Below are 21746 nucleotides of genomic sequence, written 5' to 3' on the forward strand. Positions count from 1 at the left end.
AGGAGGTGTTCTATCTAGCAAAACTAAAGGTTCGGGTTTTTATTGTTTGGACAAAGCTAATTCGTAGGCTTTTAGAATGCCTTCTTTGCTAAAATCTTTTATTCGTTCAAGAACCTTGGTTTTGCAATCGTTTAGGTATTGGGGGTTTTCTAAGAAAAACGTCATGCCCTTGGCCATAAGGTCAACATCACCGACCGGAGTTAAAATCCCGTAAGGTGTTTTCATTATATCTTCATCATGGGCTTCTTCGAGCTTCATGATCTCACTAGGGCCGGATTTACAATTTGTAGTCAAAATAGGTAGCCCGCAGCACATGGCTTCTAAGAGAACATTAGGAAAGCCTTCGTGATTGGAGCCGAAAACAAATAAATCGGCCGCTTTTAAGTATTGATAAGGGTTGTTGTCAAAGCCAAGGAAGAATACGCGGTCTTGTAATCTCAATTCTTTTGCGAGTTCGGTTAAATATTCCGATAGTACTCCCGAGCCCAAAATATATAACCTGGCCTGGGGCAGATTTTGTAGGGCACGAATCAAAAGTTCATGGTTTTTACCGGTATCAAGTCTCCCCACCGTAATCATGTTGAAATAGTGGGGGTCGAAAAACGAGTTAGCCGCTTGCCTCTTTATAATATTCTCAATGTCGACTGGGTTATAAATAACATCGGTTATATTTGAATCAATACCATAATTTGTTATTAAATCGTTTGCATTTCCTTGAGAATTGCAAAGAATATAATCGGCTTTCGGATACAACTTGGAGATAAGCCAATTATTCACTTTTGATTGAAAATTCCCATAACCGTATTGTAGACTGGGAAAAGATCGTTCACTTATAATGATTTTGGGGCGAAACGAAGTAAATAATTGCGATAAAGTGTTAATGTAGTTTGGTCGTGTAAGCAAGCTAAACGAATGGCTAACATTTAATTTTTTCAGTAGTCTAGCATATTTAAAAGCTAAAAAAGGTAGTTTTAGTAGTTTGATTATTCCATTTTCATCGCCCTTTGACCTTTCTAAATAATGGATATTAATGTCTTTGGGAATGTCATAACTGATAGTGTCGTTCATAAGCACCAAATGAACGGAAAATCCTTGTTCTTTTAGATAGGGTAGTAGATAGGAAACTACTCGTTCGGCACCACCACCGGCCATGGAATATATAAAAAGGGTTACGTTCATTCTTTTTTTAGATGTAATCTGGCTATTGTATAGAAAAGCCCTTTCCGTTGTTGTCTAGCCATTGTTTAAGTACTAAGAGTTTCCAGATTAATAAATAATGATTCCATGATCCATCCATATGTTGTGTTATAAGTTTTTTTACTTCTAAATGGTTAATTCCAGGAATAGTCTTTAATTGAGTAGGAGATAGCTCATCCATTACAAAATCCTTTAATTCATTTCTGAACCATTCTTCAAATGGAATACTGAACCCTTTCTTAGGCCTATTAAAAATTTCTTTTGGAACATACTTAAATAAAATTGACCTTAAAATCTTTTTTTGAGAGTTTGCGTCAAATTTATAACTTGTTGGAAGAGAACGTGAAAATTCGATAATTCTATAATCTAATAAGGGAGACCTAACTTCTAAGGAATAGGCCATACTAGCTCGGTCTACCTTAGTGTTGATGTCCCAAGATAAATAGGTTTTTAAATCAAAATCGGAAATACGTTCATAAATATTTTTTTTTGTGTGGAATAAGTACTTCAGCTCTTCTATAGTTTGTTTTTTTGGGTAAGGTTTTATCCATGTAGTGTCTGGTGTTGTCATGGATTTAATGTATGCTTCTTCGATATTCGAAAGTTTTAAGTATTGCGAAAATGTTTTAAACCTATTGTTTTTGTATGGAATTGTATTTAGAAAATTTGAGATAATATCTCTTGCAGGAGAAGGGATTTTATAAATTTTCTTTTTGGACTTTACCCATGTATATCGGCTATATCCTAAAAACGCTTCATCTCCTCCATCACCTGATAGGGCTACGGTTACATGTTTTTGTGTGTGTTTCGATAGTAGCATGGAAGGTATTGCCGACGAGTCAGCAAAGGGTTCATCAAAAAAGTTATGAAAATTCTGAATTAAGTTGATACCTTCTTTATAATTACATTCTATTATATTGTGGTTCGTACCCAGATGATTTGCAACTTCTTTAGAATATTCACTTTCGTCAAATTTTTTTTCGTCAAATTTCACGGAGAACGTTTTTATTTGTTTTTCACTCGTTTCAGTTGCAATAGCAGCGATTAAAGAGGAGTCAATTCCACCAGACAAAAATACTCCAACAGGGACGTCTGCAAAAAGACGTTTGTTTATTGCGTCTTTTAGTAATGATTCTAGTTGCGTTTGGGCTAGTTCATAGCTTCCTGTAAATTGGGTTTTACCTTGATAATCAATATCCCAATATTTTTCAATGTTTAGAGTTGAATCTTTAATATCAAAGATGAGAAAATGCCCATCTTTTAATTTTTTTATTTCATTGAAAATAGAAGATGGTGGAGGTACTGAATTCCAGTTTAGATAGCTTGTAATGCTATTTTCAGAGATAGTTAAGTTTGGGTTGAAGAGCTGGATTGAAGATAATTGACTAGCGAACTCAAATTTATCTCCATTATGGTAGTAGTAAAAAGGTTTTTGGCCTAAACGGTCTCGAGCACCAAAAAGAAGTTGTTTCTCAATATCGTAAATAACAAAAGAAAACATTCCATTGAAAAGAGATAGACACTCTGTGCCATACTCCAAATAGGCTGCACATATAACCTCAGTGTCACTTTCTGTACTAAATGAATGTCCTTTCTTTCTAAGAATTGCTTTTAATTCCCCAAAATTGAAAATTTCACCGTTGAATACTATATTCACTCTGTTTTGATAGTTGAAAGGCTGGTTTGATCGTGGGTCAAGATCTATAATTGATAGACGGTTGTGTCCAAAAGTGATAGTTGATAACCTGTTTTTATAGGTCTCGATTCCCATTTGATCAGGCCCTCGAAAACTTGTTACTTCAAGTTTTTTTTTAACTTGCCTTTCGGTGTAACTAATTGTAGTTCCGTATATTCCACACATATTTTTCGTTGTAAGTTATTTAAGACGACTAGGTTGGATGAATGATATTCTTCAAGATACTGGGTTTTTTAATTTTAAGAGGATAATAGTTGTTCATATTTTTTTAAGATATTTTTAGATGAAAATTTGTTGGCAACGGTGCTTTGAACACTCAAATTATTCCATTTTGTTTTGGATTTGATGAAATTTAGAAAATCCTCTTCTGTTTTTGCTAAAAATCCATTTTTATAGTTATCGATTATTTCTTTAGTCCCTCCTGGAACATCGAAAGCTAATACGGGTACTCCAACAGAACAACTTTCTAAAGCTGCGTTTGGAAAACCTTCTGAATAAGAGCCTTGTAAAAACAGGTCACTTTCCTTAAGGTGCATGTTTACATTTTTAGTGAATGGAATATGTGTAATTTTATCCCTTATTTGAAGTGTTTCTGCCAATCGAAATAACTCATTTAGTTCTGGCCCATCTCCCACAAGTGTATAATGAAAATCGGCTTGAAGCTTACTTAAAATGGAAATGATTCTAGAATGCCCTTTTATTTTGTTTAAGCGACCTACCGTTATAAATTTTTTTGGAGTACGGTAACTTTCTTTTGGTTGAATATGTTCAAAGTTGGTAATTGGATTCCCTATAATTATAATTTTATTTCGGGCAACCTTATATTTCTTGCGAAAATTGTTCGCCATATCATGTGATTGGCAAACAATTTTATAAATACCGCGATAATAATACTGAGAGATAAAATTTTCATTTTCATTTTCTATATTACTTGGGCGAATAATAAAGTTTATGTTAGAAAAAAGGTATGAGAACAAGCCCATGATGACATTTAGATGAGCTATTGAACTAAGAACAAAATCAGGTTTTTTTTTTGCCAATAAAGAAAACAGTTGGGGTATTGCTTGTCTTACCCTATTTTTGTTTAAGTATGTTATTGGTACGTTTTCTACAGCGTATGATGTGTCTTTGGCACTACCGATTACGATTAGTTCTGTGTTAAATTTTTCCAAAGAAAGATTTTGGGAAAGAAAACAAAAAACTCTCTCTGCTCCTCCTGGAGAAAGGGAGGGGATTATAAAAACAACAGTCTTTTTTTTAAAATTTGGGTTCATGGCAGTGTTTATTGTAAGTAAATTTGGTTAATTACATAGAGTAATTTAGTCTGAAATCAAGGATGGCATAGCTTTTAATTTTTTTATCATTATAAAAACATAGATTGAGAACAGAATATTGTTATAAATAAAAAAATAAGTATGACTAGTGGTCATAGAAAGCATTACGATTAGAATGATATATAATAATTCAGGATGTGACCCAAAATGGTTATAACTTTTTATCAAGAGGTAGAAATAAATTCCTATTAAAATCAAAAATGGGACTATACCTCCTTCTCCAATTACTAATAAGTATGTATTATGAACTCCCGGTAATTCTGAGGTATGTTTTTGTAATTTCATGAACCCATGTCCAAACAAAGGCTTATCTGTAATCATGTCGTAATACATAGCCCATGTATCTGTTCTTGAATCCTCTTTTAAAGTTTCCGTTTCAACCGGACCATCACCAAAAAAACTTTCCAAAGCAGAGAAACGGTTACTGGCAAAAATTTTAGTATCTGTCATTGTAAACACAACTAATAATACGCCGACCCCTATTAATGGAGCCATGAGGTTTTTTCTGCTTTTATAAATGGCAATAAGATTAATTAATAGCCAAACAATTACAAATGTACGCGACAGGGTTAGGATTCCTGCAAATGTAAAGAGAAACTGTCCGGCAAGCATAATATAGCGTGAATTTATTCTATAAGAAAGGGCAAACCCGATTAGGCAGGCACTACCCGCATAATTCGGATTGAGGAAAAATCCACTGAATCTGCCAATTACCAAATTATGTTCGGCATTCGCTTCGGGAAATAAAATAGCGTTGCAAATAATACTAAGTGCGCCTATAAGTAAAATAAAAAAAAAATCGCTAGTTTTAGAATGATATAACAAAGTAGCTGAACAGAATGCTACAATCATAAACCGAGAAAACTCCTTGATAAAAAAGTTAGTCGTGTCTACTTCGGAATAATTGAAGCTACTAAAACAAAAAAACATTAGACCAAAAATGATAAAAGGAAGGGGTGGCTTATGTTTTGGTTTGGCAAGAGCAAAATAAATAATTAGTAACAGGGAACTCAAAACACTTGTTGTCGCTCCTAATCCAGGCCCAAAATAAACCAAGGAATAAGCAGGGATGTTACATAGCAACAGAAATAACAGAATATATTTTATTGGTTCTAAAGCTTTCAAATTATTATGTGTCTAATTACAAAACAAAACTAACGACAATTTATTCACGGAAAAAAATGTTACGCCGAATTTCAAGTTATTTTTTGATTATGACCTTACAGGTGATTGGTTAATTTTAATTCTTGACCTAGTTTCAAATCCCATATTGCTGGACGAATTGGATTGGTACCACCGTCATGATGAAAAGTAAGTTCGCCAAAATAGAGCTTAGAGTCTACATCGTACCAGTCAACCCTTACATAATCAAAAGGTTGTGATAGAGTTTGGGATAATCTAATCATTTCCCCTAAAGTTTCAGGCTTTTCAACATCAGTTGGACTAGGATCAGTATATAAACCATTTCCTTTGGGGGAGGACCATCTATATGGTTCTCTTTTCCAATTTATATCATACCAATTGCGAAAATGATTTTTTGTTCCTCTTCCAATGTCAACTTGAATCATCCTAACGTTTCCATTGAAACAGTGTATTTTAAAATCATATGGAATATCACCCTTTTCTGTCAAGAGTAATTTCTCTACAATTATAGTTGGTTCTATGTTTTTATATTGCCACTCTCTTGAACTGCGATAGTAATTTTTAGATAGTCTTTCTTTAAGTTTTTGCCGAATGCTATTCCAATCGATTTCTGCTACATCATATATGAAATATCCTCCACCACTATCGTGGTTAGTCTTTATTATACAAGGGGTTTGGGTAATTGTTTTAGGGGATATGTCCTCTATTTTTTTTGTGGAAAAGAATAGGGGTACTAAGAATTCAGGGCCAATTGTTTTTGAAATGTAGTCTCTAACAGCAAGTTTGTCTGCACACTGCGTATGTAGAGGTCTTCTGTCATTCAGCATTAGCCAGTTTATTTTTTCATTTAAAGTTTTCGGTTGATTAAGGTTTAAATATTTGCCAGTATATTTTTTAAATCTATATCTCTGGTAGATGGAGTCAGGAAGGTGTTGCAAAACAATATGGAAAATCTTTCGGATCCCATTACCTAAAATAGTTTTATGATAAAAGTTAAATAGGGAGGTTTTCATGTATAATTATCTCGTATGGGATTATAACTAAAGTTAAAACGTGTTATTTGATTAATTAGTGTTTTTCAGAATATTATGATTAGTATTATTCGATTAAACTGATAATTTTCGAGTGCTAAAGGTTCGAAGGGATTTCTTTGTTTCTCAAGGAACGAATGTAAATAAAAGTATAAACATTTTTTAGAATTACAATAATTGTTGTGCTTAATGCAATTCCAATTATGGCATAGTGTTCAATTAAGAGAAAATCAAATAATAGGTTTAAAAAAACTGCTACTAGAGCGGTATATGCCATAATTGCGTTTTTGTTAATACTTGTCAGAAAATTTACCATAAGCATACCTGATATGGAGAAAGGTAGGTAAACCAAAAATATTTGTTGTATTTGTGAGACTACAATAGTATCGTTTTTAGTGAATTCCTTTCTTTCAAATAAAATTTCAATAATTTCTTCTGAAAAAAAGAAACCTAAAATAACTAAAATGCTGACTCCTAGAAACACTATTTTAAGTGATTTGAATAAGATGGAATATGTTTTATTTTTATCTTCAAAAATAGATTTTGAGAAATAAGGAAGCATAACATTAGATATGGCTATAGTAACTAGCCCAGTGATAAATGCCGGTATTTTTAGCCCGTAATTTAGAGCTGCAATTGAACCTATTGCCAATTTAGCCGCGAAAAATTGATCTACCACAGGGTTCAATCCTGTCAATAAACCAGAGCCTACTTTGGCTGGTATTTGCCGAAATAAAATTTTAATGTTTCTGTTGTTGAAATTGGGGGGAGCTAACGCAATAAGTTTTTTAGAGGTTGCTAGGGTAAGCAAGTATATAAAGGATAGTGCAGAGCCAACCAGTGTGCCAAAAGCCAAAACTTTTGCTCCGAGTATATCTTTTAGGAAAAACAACGATAGAATTACACTAATAGGGGTAAGGGCATTTGCAAACGAAGAAAGGCGATACGCACTGGCTATGTTCAGTAATGCTCCAAATAAGGAAGAGAATCCCCAAAAGACAACACATGGAAGCATGAGGTAAAACTGTTGTTTGACTAAAGTGTAAAATTCTGTGTCATGACCAGGATAAAGGTTTTCTAAAAACACATCTGTAGCCAAATAGGCAATAAACATAAAAAAAATACTAACCAGTAGGGTAACAATAAACCCTGAACTTTGAAAAGACGCCCTATCTCCTTTAATTTTCAGTTCAGCAATATAATTCGGGACAAAAACACTTTGGTAAGCTCCTAAAAAAACATTACTAATAAATGTGGGAACAAGAATTGCGATAAAGAAGGTGTCTAGTACTTCAGTTAACCCGAAATTAGATGCTACAATTGTCTCTTTGAAAAAGCCTAAGCCTTTTATTATAAAAGTAATTATGCCTACTAAAATAATATTTTGAGCAACAATATTATTTCTGAGAATATAAAGGTATTGTTTAATCTTTTTCATCGTGGGGAGTAAATCTAACGTGATTTATTAAGGTAATTTCTCTATTAAGTCTCTCCACTCGCTTATTATGTTTTCGCAAGAATATTGTTTTACAGACTCGTAAGCATTTTTTGACAAAGTGTTTCTTAAGGTGGGGTTTTTTGATAAAAGAGATATTTTTTTTGCTAATTTGTCAACATTGTCGACGGGTGTTAGCAAGCCACTTACATTATCCTTGATCATTTCAGATGGACCGGTAGGACAATCCGTAGAGATGCACGGCATACCAAAATACATTGCCTCAAGGAGTGCATTTGGAAATCCCTCGAAGCGAGATGAGAATATGAAAATCGTGGATGAGAGATAGTATTTTGACACATTTTTTCTTTTACCCAATAAAAATACTTGGTCCTTTAATCCAAGTTCATCAATTAGATTTTCGAGTGGGTTTCTCAAGCTTCCTTCACCAATGATAAATAGAACCCAGTTTTCAAGGTTGGCTTTTTTAAAAGCTCTTATTAGCACATCTTGTCCTTTTTGATATTCTAATCTTCCAACGTTTAAAAGAATATTCTTTTTGGGTATATTCGAAGTTTTGAGGGTTTGAAATTCAGGATTAATAGGGTTAGGTATAGTTTTTAACTTTTTTTCGATAATAAATGATTGATAGAAAGTTTTGACTTGATCTGTTTGGACAACAAGCTTATTTGCTAAAGGGTATACTAACCTTCTTATTATTCTCCAAAATAAATTTATTGATTTAGTTTCTATATAGGGATTGTTTCTCTCACATATGATTACGGGGATTCCTTGGGATTTACTAGCTAAAGTTGTAATTATATTGGTTGATGTCATAAAAGCTATACAGTTATGAATTTGATACATTTTTAGATGTTTGATAATTGCTTTGTATATCTTGTAATTTGTTTTTAGTGCATCCCAAATATTAGCACTGGGCATTGAGCCTTCACAACAAAAAATGTGTGTAACCTCTGGAGGTAAATGATAATAGCTTTTTTCCGCGGTGAGGGTGAAAATAAAAACGTTGTATTCGGATACAAGTCTACTTGAAATAATACTTACTACACGCTCAGCCCCACCTGAGGCCATTGAGTGTATTACAAAAGCTAGATTTTTTTTTTTCATTTCTATAGGGATAAAGCCAAAAGCAAACGATAGAGAAGATTATTTATTGTTTCTAAGCTTTTAGAACTATTTATGGCAATGTGATAAACGATTAAAAAAGATTATTTCTAATATAATTGCAAAGATAGAAATTCACAATGGATAATCTCATGGGAGCATTTCTACAATTTGAAACTTTAAGTATTTCTGAAAGAAAAGGGTTTGTTAATCCTTCAGAACAACGTTTTTTTATAATTTTAACAGAACTTTCCGGAGGGAAGATATTGTGATTTTTTAGATGTTTAAGTAATTTGAGGGTCTGTAAATTAAACTCTATCCGATCTATCAATCCCTCTGGGGCAAGCCGCAGAGGGATTGGGATTTAATTCCAAGGGCATCCTCTCCCCAAATTTACTATAAAGTTGCTGGACCACCAGACTGCAATTTTGGATGGGCGAGGTCCAGTTCTTCTCGATGTTTCCGGTGACCAAGTAGACCAGCCTGAGCAATACCATATCGTTTGTAAAGTCCCTTTTGGTCTTGGTGACCTTTCGCACCTGTCGGTGGAAGCCCTCCGCGGCATTGGTGGAGTAGATTATCTTGCGTGTCGGCGGGGTGTACTGGAAGTATTGGGAGAGTTCCTCCCAGTTGTTCTGCCAAGATTCGATGACCACAGGGTATTTACCGCCCCATTTTTCGCTCAGGGCCAGGAGCTCGTCCTCGGCTACCTCCTTACTGGTGGCACGACACACCTGTTTGAGGTCCCGAAGAAACTCCTTTTGGTCCTTTGAGGTGATATACCTCAGGGAATTCCGTACCTGGTGGGCGATGCACTTCTGTACCTGTGTCTTTGGGAATATGCTCAGGATAGCCTCTGTAAAGCCCTTCAGGTCGTCGGTACAGGTGATAAGGATATCCTCCAATCCCTGGTTGTTTGGGTCGGTCAGTACCTGGAGCCAGAAGTTGGCACCTTCGCTCTCGGAGATGTACATGCCCAGAACTTCCTTGTTGATACCAAGGATATTGTAAAGGGACTTGTGCTCCATCTTCCCGTCCACCTTCACCTTGTAGTGCATCGCATCGAGCCATACGATGCAATAGAGGGGTTCCAGGGGGCGGTTCTGCCAAGCTTTTACCTCCGGGACGACCCTATCGCTGATCTGGCCCAAGGCCGTAGAGGCCGATGATCTTCTCCGAAAGGTTGTCCGCAAAAATGGTCTGGCGTTTCTTCACCTGCTCGGGCTCAAAGCTGCTCTGGCGGTCTTGGGAGGGGTGTCGATGTCGAAGGTGCCAAAACCACTTTTCAGGGTCTTTTTCCTTTTGCCGTTGCGTTTATTGCCATTGCTGCGCTAGCCTTTGTCCAGATGGTCGTCCATCTCCGCCTCCAGAGCCTTCTCGATCACATTCTTCAACATGGGGGCAAAGGCTCCCCCCTCTCCTAAAAGGTTCTTGCCCGATATGAACTGTTCAAGCACCTTTTTTTCAGACAGAGTTCAGGTTACTGTCTCTTTGGGGTATTTATCATTGAGGTTTTGCTTTCTTTTGAAGAATCGGCATTGTTGAAGGCATCCTCGAAAAACTTCTCGATAGTGTATTGAACATGTAGATTATATGTTTATTGATGAGCGCGATTTTGGATGTTATAGTTAAAGCTTATCACTTAATTCAATTTTTTCTTTTCAAATTATGGGTAATTATTGAGATATTCAAGTTTGGATATTTAAATGTATATTTATCTGAAGAATATAAAATTATATTGATGATGAATCCATTGAGTATATTTATTTATGGGGCTTTGAAAGCTTATGAAGTATTATCAAGGATTTCTCATGATATGAAATGGCAGATAAAGATTAAAAATCTTCTTAAATCTGGTCGTTGTCCGAAATTATCTAAAGAGCAAGTTGCTGATATTAAGAAATTTTATTCTGAAAAGAAGGTACAGGGTATCAAAACGTATTGGCATAGATTTTACTTTGGTTGCAATGGAATTTATTCGGCTGAGTATATCCCTGAGAACTTGTTTTATATATATATGGAACCTAAATTAAACAATAGGGAAACAGCCTCTGTATTGATGGATAAAAATATGTTGGAGAAACTTATCCCTGGCTTTAAACAGCCTAAAACTGTAATTAAAAATATTAATGGTTTTTTTTTTAACAATAAAGGTGAAATCATTACCAGAAATACTGTTTTAGAAATTTTAAAAAGATATGCTGCGGTAGTGATAAAACCTTCTTTGGATACTGGAGGAGGAAAGAATGTTTCTATCCTGACTAATAAGGATATGGGGAAAGATAATTTGAATCAATTACTTGATGTTTATGGTAAAAACTTTATAGTTCAACAAAAGTTGAAGCAGCATGAACTTATGGCTAATTTAAATTTCTCATCACTCAATACTTTTAGAGTAATGACCTATTTAAGAAACAGTGAAGTTGTTATTCTATCTGCTATTGTTAGAATGGGAAGAAATGGAGCTGTCACAGATAATTCTACCACGGGAGGTGTCTCTTGTGGGGTTAAACCCGACGGTACACTGAATGCAATAGGATATCAGCTATCAGGAGATAAATTTTTTGCTACTAGTACTGGAACTAAATTTGATCAAATTCACCTACCTTTTTTTGAAGAAATAAGGTCATCAGTTGAACAATTTCATCGTGAAATGCCTTATTTCAAAATAATTTCATGGGATTTGGCCATTGATAAAAAAGGAGATGTTGTTTTAATCGAAGTAAATTTAAAAGGTCAGGATATAACGTTTCATCAACTGAATAATGGGCCTGTTTTAAAATTGCTCTTGGATGAATTGTAGCCTTCCCAAAAATAAGGGATATTCCTCGTTTTAATTAGAAATTTCTAAGGAATACAAATAGTCTTCTAAATTAGTGAATCCATCATTATTTTGGTCACTAGAACCGTCGTCAGAATTAAGAGGTTCTAAGTTATTTGAATATTCCCATTGGTCAGGAATACCATCTAAATCGCTATCAAATTTCTCTGGTCGTGAAATGGATTGTAGGGAAGGATATCCCCCAACCTGATTCTCGTGAGTGATTCTCTTTCCGTTACCATTTATGATTTCGGTAATAATTCTTTTGTCAATAGCGTCTTGGAAGAGATAAGCGCCGACGGTTGGCAATACATTATCTAAAACCTGACCGCTAGGAATGTTCGGTGTTTTAGAGTTAAAAAATCGATTGCTGGAAATATGTGTAATTAAATTGTTAGAGCCTTTTGACGATATTGTAATATCATTAGAATTTTCATAATTATCGAATATGTACAGACCTGTGTTATCTTTAGCTTTTTCGCTACTTTCCAAACGAACGGTTTCTAATTTTCTGTTGGATGTAGAATTTGTTTTATAAACGTTGCCAATCAAATCGCCTTTTACTCCATAGAATAAAATTGTTCCTCTGCTAAAATTGTAGATAATATTATTGATAAACTCAACACCATCAACATAATTGTTGAATAAAATATTTCTCTCCTTATTGTGAGCTAATACATTTTTGTAAAAAGTTAGATTGCTAACATTGTTTGAAACTAATACACCGTATCCCTTATCAAGGTTTTCTGAGATTATACAATTCTGTATGGTTACATTACTTATAGATCCAGATTTTGAACTTGAGATATCAAGAATCTCGTCTCTTCCCCAGGATAGCGAACAGTGGTCAATAATTATGTTGCTCAAATGTTGGCCGCTATAAGCAATAATTCTTAAGACATCATCGGGTTCGTAATTTTCATCCAAAGCTGTGTTTGTCGTCGTCGTCCAATCTTTGCCTGGTCTAATCCTAATATACCTTATAATTACGTTCGAGTCCTGTACCCAAAAGCTAGAGCCTTTTAAAGTTATCCCTTGATTAGGTGCTGATTGTCCTGCTATAGTAATGTTTCCAAATCCTTTTCTTATTTTTAAAGGTTTTGTTAAATTTATGTATCCGGAAACATTAAAAATAATTGTACGATTTCCAGAGATTGTCTCCACGCCATATCTCAAGCTTCCTTTTCCGAAATCGTTTAAGTTCGTAACGGCATATACATATCCACCACGTCCACCGGTTGTGTGTTTGCCAAAACCCTCAGCGCCAGGAAAGGCTCGAAGTTCTCCCATATCCATTACAATTTTCACTGTTGCTTCTTGGGTTACTTTTTTACCGTTGTCGTCTATTTCCACGGTATAGGTAAAGGTGTCTTCATCCGAAGAATTTTTTTCTGTGTCGTCTGAACTTTCTATAGGATTCTGGTTATTTTCAGTAATATTTTCTGATTGGGCAAGGGCTTCTTCTTTTTCTTCGTTAGGTAGGTAGGTAAGGGTCTTGTCATCGTTGATTATTACAGTGCCGTTTTTGGGAGTGGAGGTGTCTATTATTTTGACATTATCCGGGTCGGAGATAGAGTCATTGGCCAGTACATCTAAAACCATGGTGTCACCGGAAAATTGATAAACGTCATTGATAAATATGTTAGCTCCGAGGCGGGCTTCTTGGTAGTCTTGAGTAATGTAATCCGCGAGTAAATCGGTGTCTTTGCTGCACGAGATACTTAATATTAAAGCAATGAAAAGCATAGCCAAATAAACGAATTTTATTTTTAAATTTTGCATAAGTAGGTAAGATGTATATTTTGTTGTCTTCGTAAACTTGTCTTCTAGTAACTTTTTTGTGATTAATAAGGTTGCATTTGGGGATCAATCTTAGTCGTCAAAAAAATGTAGATAAACAGTTTTTTTTGGAATCTATATGATGTTTGTAAATTGTTATATGGATTAAACTTTACGTAGGTGATTATGTTGTGAACGGTTCACTTTTCTAGATGAAATGCAATGGCAGATTTGAAAAAGTCGATGAAATACACTATTGGAGGGTAAACTATTTGGAAATCATTAAGTTTTAAATGTATTTTCGCTCTGATTTAAGAAATAATCTTACTCAAGTATGCTGTTCAATTCATTTGAGTTTTTACTTTTTTTTCCAACTGTATTTTTACTGTATTGGCTCTTGCAGTTTAGTTTAAAGGTTCAAAACATTTTTTTGCTTCTCGTCAGTTATTTTTTTTACGCTTGGTGGGACTGGCGGTTTTTATCTTTAATAATCTTTAGTTCTATTGTAGACTATGTGATTGGACTACGTCTTTCTGAAGTAGAAAGCTCAAAAACAAAGAAGCGGTGGCTATTATTTAGTCTTTCGGTAAATTTGGGCTTACTGGGTGTATTTAAATATTATAATTTTTTTGTTGAATCTTTCGTTGTTTTTGCAGAAAATTGGAACTGGACACCTAATGACTTAACATTGAATGTTATCTTACCTGTGGGTATTAGTTTTTATACTTTTCAGACCTTGAGTTACACCTTGGATATCTATAGAGGCACTCTGAAACCAACAAAAGATATTGTAGCATTTTTTACGTATATAGCTTTTTTTCCGCAATTGGTTGCCGGCCCCATTGAGCGAGCTTCAAATCTGCTTCCTCAAGTATTGTCTAAAAGAACTTTTACGAAAGCATATTTTAGCGAGGGTATCTTGCAAATAGTTGTAGGCCTTTTTCGAAAAATTGTTATTGCTGATATTTTGGCCAAATATGTAGACGTCGTCTATGGCAATATAGAAGTGCACGATGGTACAACGATTATTTTGGCAACAGTTTTTTATGCGTTTCAGATATATTTTGATTTCTCTGGTTATTCCGATATAGCTATTGGTACGGCTAAGTTGTTGGGCTTTAGTTTTATGCGTAATTTTAATCTACCTTATTTTGCTACATCTTTAACCGATTTTTGGCGAAGATGGCATATTTCCCTATCGTATTGGTTGCGGGATTATTTGTACATTTCTTTGGGAGGGAATCGGAAAGGAATCGTTCTTACTTATCGAAACCTAATGATTACAATGCTTTTAGGAGGTTTGTGGCATGGAAGTTCGTGGAATTTTGTTATTTGGGGGGGGATTCATGGTGTTGTACTGAGTATAGAAAAATTTTTAAATGCGAATCAATGGTTTCGTGCAATAAGAAGTGTCAATTGGTTAGGGCGGATATTGACTTTTGTAGTGGTACTTTTAGCGTGGGTGTTTTTTAGGGCTAAAGACTTTGATACGGCACTTCTTGCCTTGAGAAAGATTTTTCAAGTGCAACTAAACATGCCTTATGTAGGAGATATTACGGTTTTAGCCAATTGTATAGCCATGCTTATTCTTGGGCTTGTATTCGACTTTTATTTGTATCGAACTAAGTTTAGTTTGGAGAAGATGGGGAGTAGCTTAAGCACAACGAAATTAATTGTTTTAATATGTGTTATTTCTTTGTTGATAACACTCTTTTATTCTACATCGGATAATTTTATATATTTTCAATTTTAGTGAGGTATGAATCGGAAAAATGTGATTTTTTTAAGTAGAATACTTATCCTTTTTTTAATGGTTTCGTACGTCACGGACAAACTAGTATACTTTGGAATCAGACAGATTGAGAATGGGGTTTATACAGGTCAGAGTGTTGGAAAATTGAATCAATACCTTTCGATTAAAGATAGTTTAGATTTTATAGTGTTTGGGAGTTCTAGGGCTAATCATCATATAAACCCATCATTAATTAGTGAAAATGGGTATAACATGGGAATGGATGGTCAGAAAATTGCATTTTCAGCTACATTGTTCAAATTGTTGCCTAATAGGAAGCAAACGGTTTTATTTCATATAGATCCAGAGAATGCTGTAGATGATTTGTACAAGGCTGATGATTTAGGCAGTTTGAAGGCTATGTATTATAAGAATGAAATAGTTAGGAATGAAATAGATAAGTATAAGAAAATGAATCCGTTACAGAAATTTTACTGGTGTATTTCTTATAACGGAATTCTGTTTGGTGTCATTAAGAATTATTTAAAGCCAAATTATAATTATACAACTTACAATGGGTATGATCCATTGCGTGTAAACAATTCGTCAAATAGAAATGTTTTAGAATTAAAAGAAGGAGAAATGCAAATGGAATGTGCGAAAAGAGAATATACTTTGAATCCAATTTACCGGGCTTATTTATTAGATTTAAAAGGGTTTAGTGAAAAGAATGGAAAGCGACTTATATTTTTTACGTCCCCTAAGCTGTTTGATAATTGTAAAGAGGACAATTTGTTTTTAAGTGAGGAAATGAATAAAATGAACTTAACATATAAGGATTTCAGTGATTTTTTTGGTGAAAATTCAGATGTGTCTAATTGGAAAGATGCGACGCATATGTCTGAAAAAGGAGCTATATATTTTACCAATTATGTTGCGAGAACTGTTTACGGTTCCAAAGTTAAATAAGTGGCAGAAATATATGAAACAAAGACACTATCCCGTAAACTGTGTAAGGGGTCTGTAAATTAAAAATAACTAGGGTTTGACCCCTTATCTATAGTCTGACCCTTTTTTCATAGATCGTAAGGAACTGATTTAAAATAATGCCCCAGTTCCTGATGGGCATGGACCACTTTTTCGTGGCCTCCCTTACCGCTAAATATACGGATTTCATTACGGCCTCGTCGGTCGGGAAGGACAGCTTGTTCTTGGTGTACTTCCTGATCTTGCCGTTCAGGTTCTCGATAAGATTGGTGGTATAGATGATCTTGCGTATCTCCAAGGGGAACTCGAAGAAGACGGTCAGGTCCTCCCAGTTGTCCCTCCAGCTCTTTATGGCATAGGAATACTTGTATTCCCATTGCCCTGCAAAGTTTTCCAGGGCGGCCCTTGCAGCCTCTTGGGTCGGGGCATTGTAAATGTGCTTCATATCGGCGGTAAATGCTTTTTTGTCCTTCCAGACCACATACCTACGGGCATTTCTTATTTGGTGCACCACACATATCCGGGTCCTGGATTCCGGGAAGACGTTCTTGATGGTGTCCGTAAACCCATTGAGATTGTCGGTGGCCGTAATAAGGATGTCCTCGGTACCTCGCGCCCTGATATCGGTCAGTACGCCCATCCGGAAAGCGGCCGATTCGTTCTTGCCCGGCCAAAGCCCCATCCCTTCTTTTTTACCGTCCCTGCGCAAGCCTAAGGCGATATAGACGGTCTTGTTTATGACCTTGGAGCTCTCACGTACCTTAAATACGATGCCATCCATCCACACAATAAGGTAGACAGGTGCCAGGGGGCGGTTCTGCCAGGCTACGATATCGCTGGATACCTTGTCGGTAATCCTTGATATGGTCGAAGTGGAGACTTCAAAGTTATAGACCTCCCTTATCTGCTCCTCGATATCGCTGTTGCCCATCCCCTTGGCGTAGAGCGATACGATCACGTTCTCGAGCCCGTCGACCATGTTCCCGCGTTTGGGCACTATCATGGGGTTAAAGGAAGCTTCCCTGTCCCTTGGCACGGCTATTTCGGATTCCCCGAAAGAAGTGCGTACCTTCTTTTTGGAAAACCCGTTTCGCGAATTGCCCTGATTTGATTTTTGATGTTTGTCATAATCCAAATGACCATCCAGCTCCCCTTCGAGCATCTTCTCGATACCCCGTTTTTGGAGCTCCTTCAAAAAACCGTTGAGTTCATCCCCGGTCTTGAACTGCTTTAAAAATCCATCGTCGAATAATTCTTCTTTTTTCATAATGTGTAAATATTTAAAATTAAACAAAAAAATAGCTGGGGCATGCCCCAGCTATTTTCTATTTACACACTTTATAAGATAGTCCCGAAACAAAAAAGCAAAGGCTCCCCCTCTCCGAAAAGGTTCTTGCCCGACATGAACTGTTCGAGCACTTTTTTTTAAATTCCGTTTGTTCTTTCTTTGTCATGATTCTGTCTGAATAAAATTAATAATTATAATCTTTTTTCAGACAGAGTTCAGTTTGCAGTCTCAAAAAATAACCTCCTCAAAAAAAATCGTAGAGTTTCTCTCCTGCTTTAAACTGTTTGAGGAAATCGTATGTAAACTCTGTAAGGTTACATTTTCAGGTAAGGCTACAACTTCAACTAGGTTGTAGCGATGTTTTTTCTATTCTTTTCTTTTTAAAGGTGCGTATAATTAATAGATACATTTACATTGTTGGAAGATTTATACCCCCCCGAATATTTTAATGGGTTATTATTCGGTTCGACAATAGTAAAAGAACCGCTTATATCCCTGACGGTAAAATTGCTATTAGGAGCATTGATTTCCATAAATGGAACATTCTTGTTGTACTCCATTCTAAAATTTTCAAAGACAAAACCTCCCAAAGAAGTTTCAGTGGAAGAAGCTTGTAGCTCTATCAGTCCTCTTGATTCGTTTGTTCCTATGTTTTTTGCTATGCAATCTTTAAAAACTACTTTAAAAGAATCATGGGCCTTTCGGCTAAATATAATACGATCGGTACTGCCATTAAATTGTATACGTTCAAATCTGATTTCACCTTTAACGGGATTGTTGGTAGCTCCTTGGCTTAAATAAATTTCTGTGCCTGTAACACCTTCGGAAGGGGATTTCATATTATGGCTAAACTCACTATCCGTAACTTTTACGCTTATTGGTGTAGAAGAACTGTTCATTTTTAAAGTGGCTAAATGAAAACCCGAACTATCGTTTCCTGAAAATTGACAATTGCTGAAATTTATATTCACTAATCTTTCATAGGGATAGTCTGGTTCTAAATCCACACCTGCTTCCGGTTTGGTGCCACTTGTGTTTATAAATTTGCAATTTCTGATATAGATATTTTCTCCACTTGTTATACTCATACCTTGTCTCCGGTTATTTTGAGAAGTTATATTGGTTAGTGTAATGTTTTCCGAAAAAGTTTTACTCGAAGTTCTAGTAATAAAAATACCATCGCCTCCTGTATCTTTTATAATTAAATCACTTATTTTTATGTCTTTACCTCCGTAAATACTGAGTCCATGACGCCCCTCTCCACTGGTGTATTCGGATTTGTTCATTTGAAATGTTGCTCCATTGCCTTCTATCGTAATATTCGTAGGAGATACCATTTGAAATATATGATCACTAACACCTCCATATGCACCGGGTTTAGCACGCAGAACTACGCCAGCTTCAAAAACAATGGTCATATCTCTCAAATTAAAGAATTTCATAGGTTCGATTACCCAATCACTACTTTGTTTGTCAATGACCACATAGGAACTCCCTGATTTGATGGCAGCTTCAAAAGCAGCTGTTGCGTCACCAGATTTAAAACCGAAGCTTGATGCAAAAACCGCATTAGAGGGATAGTTGCCTGAGCTTCCTCCGTTAGAGCTGCCACCTCCTGTGTCACCACCGCCAGTATTTCCGCCGTTACCGCTATCGCCGCCACCCGTATTTCCACCATTGCCCGTATCACCACCAGTGTCAACAGGTCTACTGTTTACTTTAACCTCGATAGTTGTGGAATGTGTAAGTCCTTCTTTATCCTTGACAGATAGTTCAACTTGATATGTGCCCGGTTCGGAAAAACTATGAGAGGGGTTTTGGTTTGTAGTTGTAGATCCGTCTTTAAAATCCCAAAAGTATCCCGTAATTCCTTTATCGTCTTCTGATTTTCCTGAGCTGAATTGCACATTCAGGGGGGCATCTCCGGTTAAGGGGGTTCCAGAAGCAACCGCTACTGGGGCTTGATTTTCTGTTTCAGTAATTGTGACAGTGATAGTATCGGAATCTTTGAGGCCTTCTTCATCGGTTACTGTTAATGATACCGTATAGGTGCCTTTGTCGGTAAAAGTATGGGATGGGTTGCTACTGGTTGATGTACTACCGTCTTTAAAATCCCAGAAATAACTTTTAATAGCTTTATCATCGGTAGAACCGCTTCCTTTAAATTGGATTTCTAAAGGAGCTTCACCTTTTGATGTATTTGAGGAAGCTTTTGCGGTTGGGGCCTTGTTTTCCTTTTCGCTAACAGTAATGGTAACTACATCGGTATCGGTTAATCCATCATTATCTTTAACCGTTAAGAGAACTTCATATGTTCCAGGTTCTGTAAATGAATGGGAAGTGGAGGAGGAGCTTCCCTTATCGCCATCTTTAAAATCCCAAGTATAATTGACAACTTCATCATCATCAGAGGATTCCTTTCCGTTGAAATTGACGGTTAAAGGAGCTTCACCAGAAATAGGTGTGGCATTTGCCACAGCAGAAGGAGATGTGTTTTCTTTCGTCTTGGCCGTAATGATTATCTCCTTTGTATCAAATTTCCCTTGGGCATCTTGAACGGTTAAGGTGACTTTGAAGCTTCCTGCCTTTTCAAACGTATGTACAGGGTTAATCTCATTTGAAGATGATCCATCCCCAAAATTCCAACCATAATTTTTGACTTCTTGGTCATCACTTGAGTTTTTTCCCGTAAAAGTTACTTTTAAGGGAATGGTTCCAGAAACGGTACTGGCATCAACTATAGCTATAGGTGCTTGGTTCTCTGTAGAGGTTGGAGTGTCTTTGGGGTCTTCCTTTGTTGGGCTCTCATCTAAAGTTTCTTCCTCATCCAATTCGTCATCCTCTTCGGGAGAATCCGTTGGTTCCGGATCAGTAGGGGATATGGGGGAGTTGTAATCATTAGGGGTTATGGCTTCTGCACCTTGGGGTGCGTTATAGGTGACGACCAGCTTCGGTCCTTCTTTGGAGCTGTGTTCTTTTGAGGCAAAGGCTAAATCATTACCATCTTCGTGTTGTAGGATTAGGGTAACCACTTCGGGAGTAATCTTTTCTTGGTCAAGGGTGATTTCTTGAGTATGGTTCACTTCAAATTTTTGAGTGGTAGAACCAAGAATGGTATCTGATTTCGGAGCTGTAATTTCAGAAATGTTATGTTCGGTCCAGCTTGTAGAATCTCCTTTAAGTACGGAAATAGTGCCACTACCATCATCATTGCTAATTGTAAATTCTAGTCGAGCTTCTTCCAGATAGCCACCTATAGAATCAATTTGGCTTAAATCGAACATGAGGTAACTTTCCCTGTGACCTTCTTCAAGACGTATTAAATCTTGGTTGTACCCTTTTCCTGACTGTACATGTGCATCATGAAGTGGGGTAAATACCGTTGTTCTAGTTTCATAAACGACTTCCTCAATTGTTTCGGTTTCATCACTGATTTCTTCTTCCTCTGCAATACTTTCTTCTTCTTTGATTTCTTCTTCGGTCTCTTTAGTTTCAGAGTCAATTACTTCTTGGGAAGGCTTGCTTAAGACCGCATCTTTTAATAGTTCTGTATCTTTGCTACAGGATATAATGACAATAAGAAATGTGATTACAAACCATAAATACGATTTGCCTTCAGTAGTGGGGTGAAATTTCATAAGTGGGCTAAAAAGTTAAATTGTCTTAAAAAAAACTGAGACTACATAATTGTATGAACTCGCTCAAAAACATACTTCATCGATAAAATGCAATCGGCCAAAAATAAAAACAAATTCTTGACATCTTGTTTTTTCGATGAAAATTATTTAAAAATCGGTGAAAAGCACTAAAAAGTGTTAAAATCGACCACTGAACGAATACAACATACATTACGTCGATATTGATGCGTTTAGATGTTTGAATGTTTAAATTTTAACATTTAATTAGTAAAATAATCGATTAACGGTATTGACTGCTTGTATTTCTGACATATGATCAGGAATTGTATTAATCCAATTAACTCTTTTGGTTTTTATTAACATGTTTGTTTGGATAAAAATATAGGCAGCGAAGTGATTTAAACTTTTTTTGAATCGAAAGATAGGGCTACGGACATTTGTGTTACCACACGCAAATACCATAGCCCATGTACAAAGTACTTGACAAAGATACCATAGAATTGGAGATAGTCCCACATATACCTTTACCGAAAAGGGGTT

General features: G+C 36.0%; 14 protein-coding genes. 3 read left to right on the plus strand and 11 right to left on the minus strand.

Translation table 11 applies throughout. From position 1 onward, the window contains the following. Positions 1 to 39: 39 nt before the first annotated feature. From B4Q04_RS17265 to B4Q04_RS17300, 8 genes are all read right to left on the minus strand, one after another. Positions 40 to 1179 (minus strand): glycosyltransferase, encoded by a 1140-nt coding sequence (locus B4Q04_RS17265; RefSeq protein ID WP_236631042.1) that lies wholly within the window; start codon positions 1177 to 1179, stop codon positions 40 to 42. Positions 1180 to 1201: 22 nt separating this feature from the next. After that, on the minus strand, positions 1202 to 3058 hold the full coding sequence (gene asnB / locus B4Q04_RS17270) for an asparagine synthase (glutamine-hydrolyzing) (protein WP_088697555.1): 1857 nt from the start codon (positions 3056 to 3058) through the stop codon (positions 1202 to 1204). Positions 3059 to 3132: 74 nt separating this feature from the next. Next, positions 3133 to 4167: a glycosyltransferase gene (locus B4Q04_RS17275; RefSeq protein ID WP_088697556.1), complete on the minus strand. Its 1035-nt coding sequence runs from the start codon at positions 4165 to 4167 to the stop codon at positions 3133 to 3135. A gap of 45 nt (positions 4168 to 4212) precedes the next feature. Next, positions 4213 to 5352, minus strand: a complete 1140-nt coding sequence (locus B4Q04_RS17280) for an O-antigen ligase family protein (protein ID WP_123772393.1) — start codon at positions 5350 to 5352, stop codon at positions 4213 to 4215. 95 nt (positions 5353 to 5447) lie between these two features. Continuing rightward, positions 5448 to 6383, minus strand: coding sequence for an ATP-grasp fold amidoligase family protein (locus tag B4Q04_RS17285; RefSeq protein ID WP_088697558.1), 936 nt, complete (start codon positions 6381 to 6383; stop codon positions 5448 to 5450). A 115-nt stretch (positions 6384 to 6498) separates the two neighbouring features. After that, the gene (gene murJ / locus B4Q04_RS17290) at positions 6499 to 7839 is read right to left on the minus strand and encodes a murein biosynthesis integral membrane protein MurJ (RefSeq protein ID WP_088697559.1); all 1341 of its coding nucleotides are present in this window, start codon (positions 7837 to 7839) and stop codon (positions 6499 to 6501) included. A gap of 27 nt (positions 7840 to 7866) precedes the next feature. After that, positions 7867 to 8964 carry a glycosyltransferase family 4 protein gene (locus tag B4Q04_RS17295; RefSeq protein WP_088697560.1) on the minus strand — a complete coding sequence of 366 codons (1098 nt, stop codon included), beginning with the start codon at positions 8962 to 8964 and terminating at the stop codon, positions 7867 to 7869. A 305-nt stretch (positions 8965 to 9269) separates the two neighbouring features. Further along, entirely contained in the window at positions 9270 to 10154 is an 885-nt protein-coding gene (locus B4Q04_RS17300; protein WP_262508242.1) for an IS256 family transposase, read from the minus strand. Between the two features lie 410 nt (positions 10155 to 10564). Here B4Q04_RS17300 and B4Q04_RS17305 point away from each other — a divergent pair, with 410 nt between their 5' ends. Further along, positions 10565 to 11764, plus strand: a complete 1200-nt coding sequence (locus tag B4Q04_RS17305; protein ID WP_088697561.1) for a sugar-transfer associated ATP-grasp domain-containing protein — start codon at positions 10565 to 10567, stop codon at positions 11762 to 11764. 30 nt (positions 11765 to 11794) lie between these two features. Here B4Q04_RS17305 and B4Q04_RS17310 read toward each other — a convergent pair whose 3' ends face one another. Continuing rightward, entirely contained in the window at positions 11795 to 13564 is a 1770-nt protein-coding gene (locus B4Q04_RS17310) for an Ig-like domain-containing protein (protein WP_088697562.1), read from the minus strand. A gap of 331 nt (positions 13565 to 13895) precedes the next feature. On the opposite strand from B4Q04_RS17310, the gene B4Q04_RS17315 reads away from it, so the two are divergent. Beyond that, positions 13896 to 15314, plus strand: a complete 1419-nt coding sequence (locus B4Q04_RS17315; protein WP_088697563.1) for an MBOAT family O-acyltransferase — start codon at positions 13896 to 13898, stop codon at positions 15312 to 15314. Between the two features lie 6 nt (positions 15315 to 15320). Next, a complete protein-coding gene (locus tag B4Q04_RS17320; RefSeq protein WP_088697564.1) occupies positions 15321 to 16262 on the plus strand; it encodes a hypothetical protein in 942 nt (313 codons plus the stop codon). An 88-nt stretch (positions 16263 to 16350) separates the two neighbouring features. Here B4Q04_RS17320 and B4Q04_RS17325 read toward each other — a convergent pair whose 3' ends face one another. Both B4Q04_RS17325 and B4Q04_RS17330 read right to left on the minus strand, forming a co-directional pair. Beyond that, entirely contained in the window at positions 16351 to 17547 is a 1197-nt protein-coding gene (locus B4Q04_RS17325) for an IS256 family transposase (RefSeq protein WP_088697565.1), read from the minus strand. Positions 17548 to 17948: 401 nt separating this feature from the next. Continuing rightward, the gene (locus B4Q04_RS17330; protein ID WP_088697566.1) at positions 17949 to 21206 is read right to left on the minus strand and encodes a PKD domain-containing protein; all 3258 of its coding nucleotides are present in this window, start codon (positions 21204 to 21206) and stop codon (positions 17949 to 17951) included. Between the last annotated feature and the right edge of the window lie 540 nt (positions 21207 to 21746).

It is taken from the genome of Zobellia sp. OII3 (assembly GCF_002211465.1).
In the GTDB taxonomy this organism is placed as follows: Bacteria; Bacteroidota; Bacteroidia; order Flavobacteriales; family Flavobacteriaceae; genus Zobellia; species Zobellia galactanivorans.

Excerpts from the sequence above, each read along its gene's own strand:
- B4Q04_RS17295 (WP_088697560.1), bottom strand. The coding sequence starts at position 8,964 with ATGAAAAAAAAAAATCTAGCTTTTGTAATACACTCAATGGCCTCAGGT.
- B4Q04_RS17315 (WP_088697563.1), top strand. The coding sequence starts at position 13,896 with ATGCTGTTCAATTCATTTGAGTTTTTACTTTTTTTTCCAACTGTATTT.
- B4Q04_RS17320 (WP_088697564.1), top strand. The coding sequence starts at position 15,321 with ATGAATCGGAAAAATGTGATTTTTTTAAGTAGAATACTTATCCTTTTT.
- B4Q04_RS17275 (WP_088697556.1), bottom strand. The coding sequence starts at position 4,167 with ATGAACCCAAATTTTAAAAAAAAGACTGTTGTTTTTATAATCCCCTCC.
- B4Q04_RS17325 (WP_088697565.1), bottom strand. The coding sequence starts at position 17,547 with ATGAAAAAAGAAGAATTATTCGACGATGGATTTTTAAAGCAGTTCAAG.
- asnB (WP_088697555.1), bottom strand. The coding sequence starts at position 3,058 with ATGTGTGGAATATACGGAACTACAATTAGTTACACCGAAAGGCAAGTT.
- B4Q04_RS17285 (WP_088697558.1), bottom strand. The coding sequence starts at position 6,383 with ATGAAAACCTCCCTATTTAACTTTTATCATAAAACTATTTTAGGTAAT.
- B4Q04_RS17330 (WP_088697566.1), bottom strand. The coding sequence starts at position 21,206 with ATGAAATTTCACCCCACTACTGAAGGCAAATCGTATTTATGGTTTGTA.
- B4Q04_RS17305 (WP_088697561.1), top strand. The coding sequence starts at position 10,565 with ATGAGCGCGATTTTGGATGTTATAGTTAAAGCTTATCACTTAATTCAA.
- B4Q04_RS17310 (WP_088697562.1), bottom strand. The coding sequence starts at position 13,564 with ATGCAAAATTTAAAAATAAAATTCGTTTATTTGGCTATGCTTTTCATT.
- B4Q04_RS17265 (WP_236631042.1), bottom strand. The coding sequence starts at position 1,179 with ATGAACGTAACCCTTTTTATATATTCCATGGCCGGTGGTGGTGCCGAA.
- murJ (WP_088697559.1), bottom strand. The coding sequence starts at position 7,839 with ATGAAAAAGATTAAACAATACCTTTATATTCTCAGAAATAATATTGTT.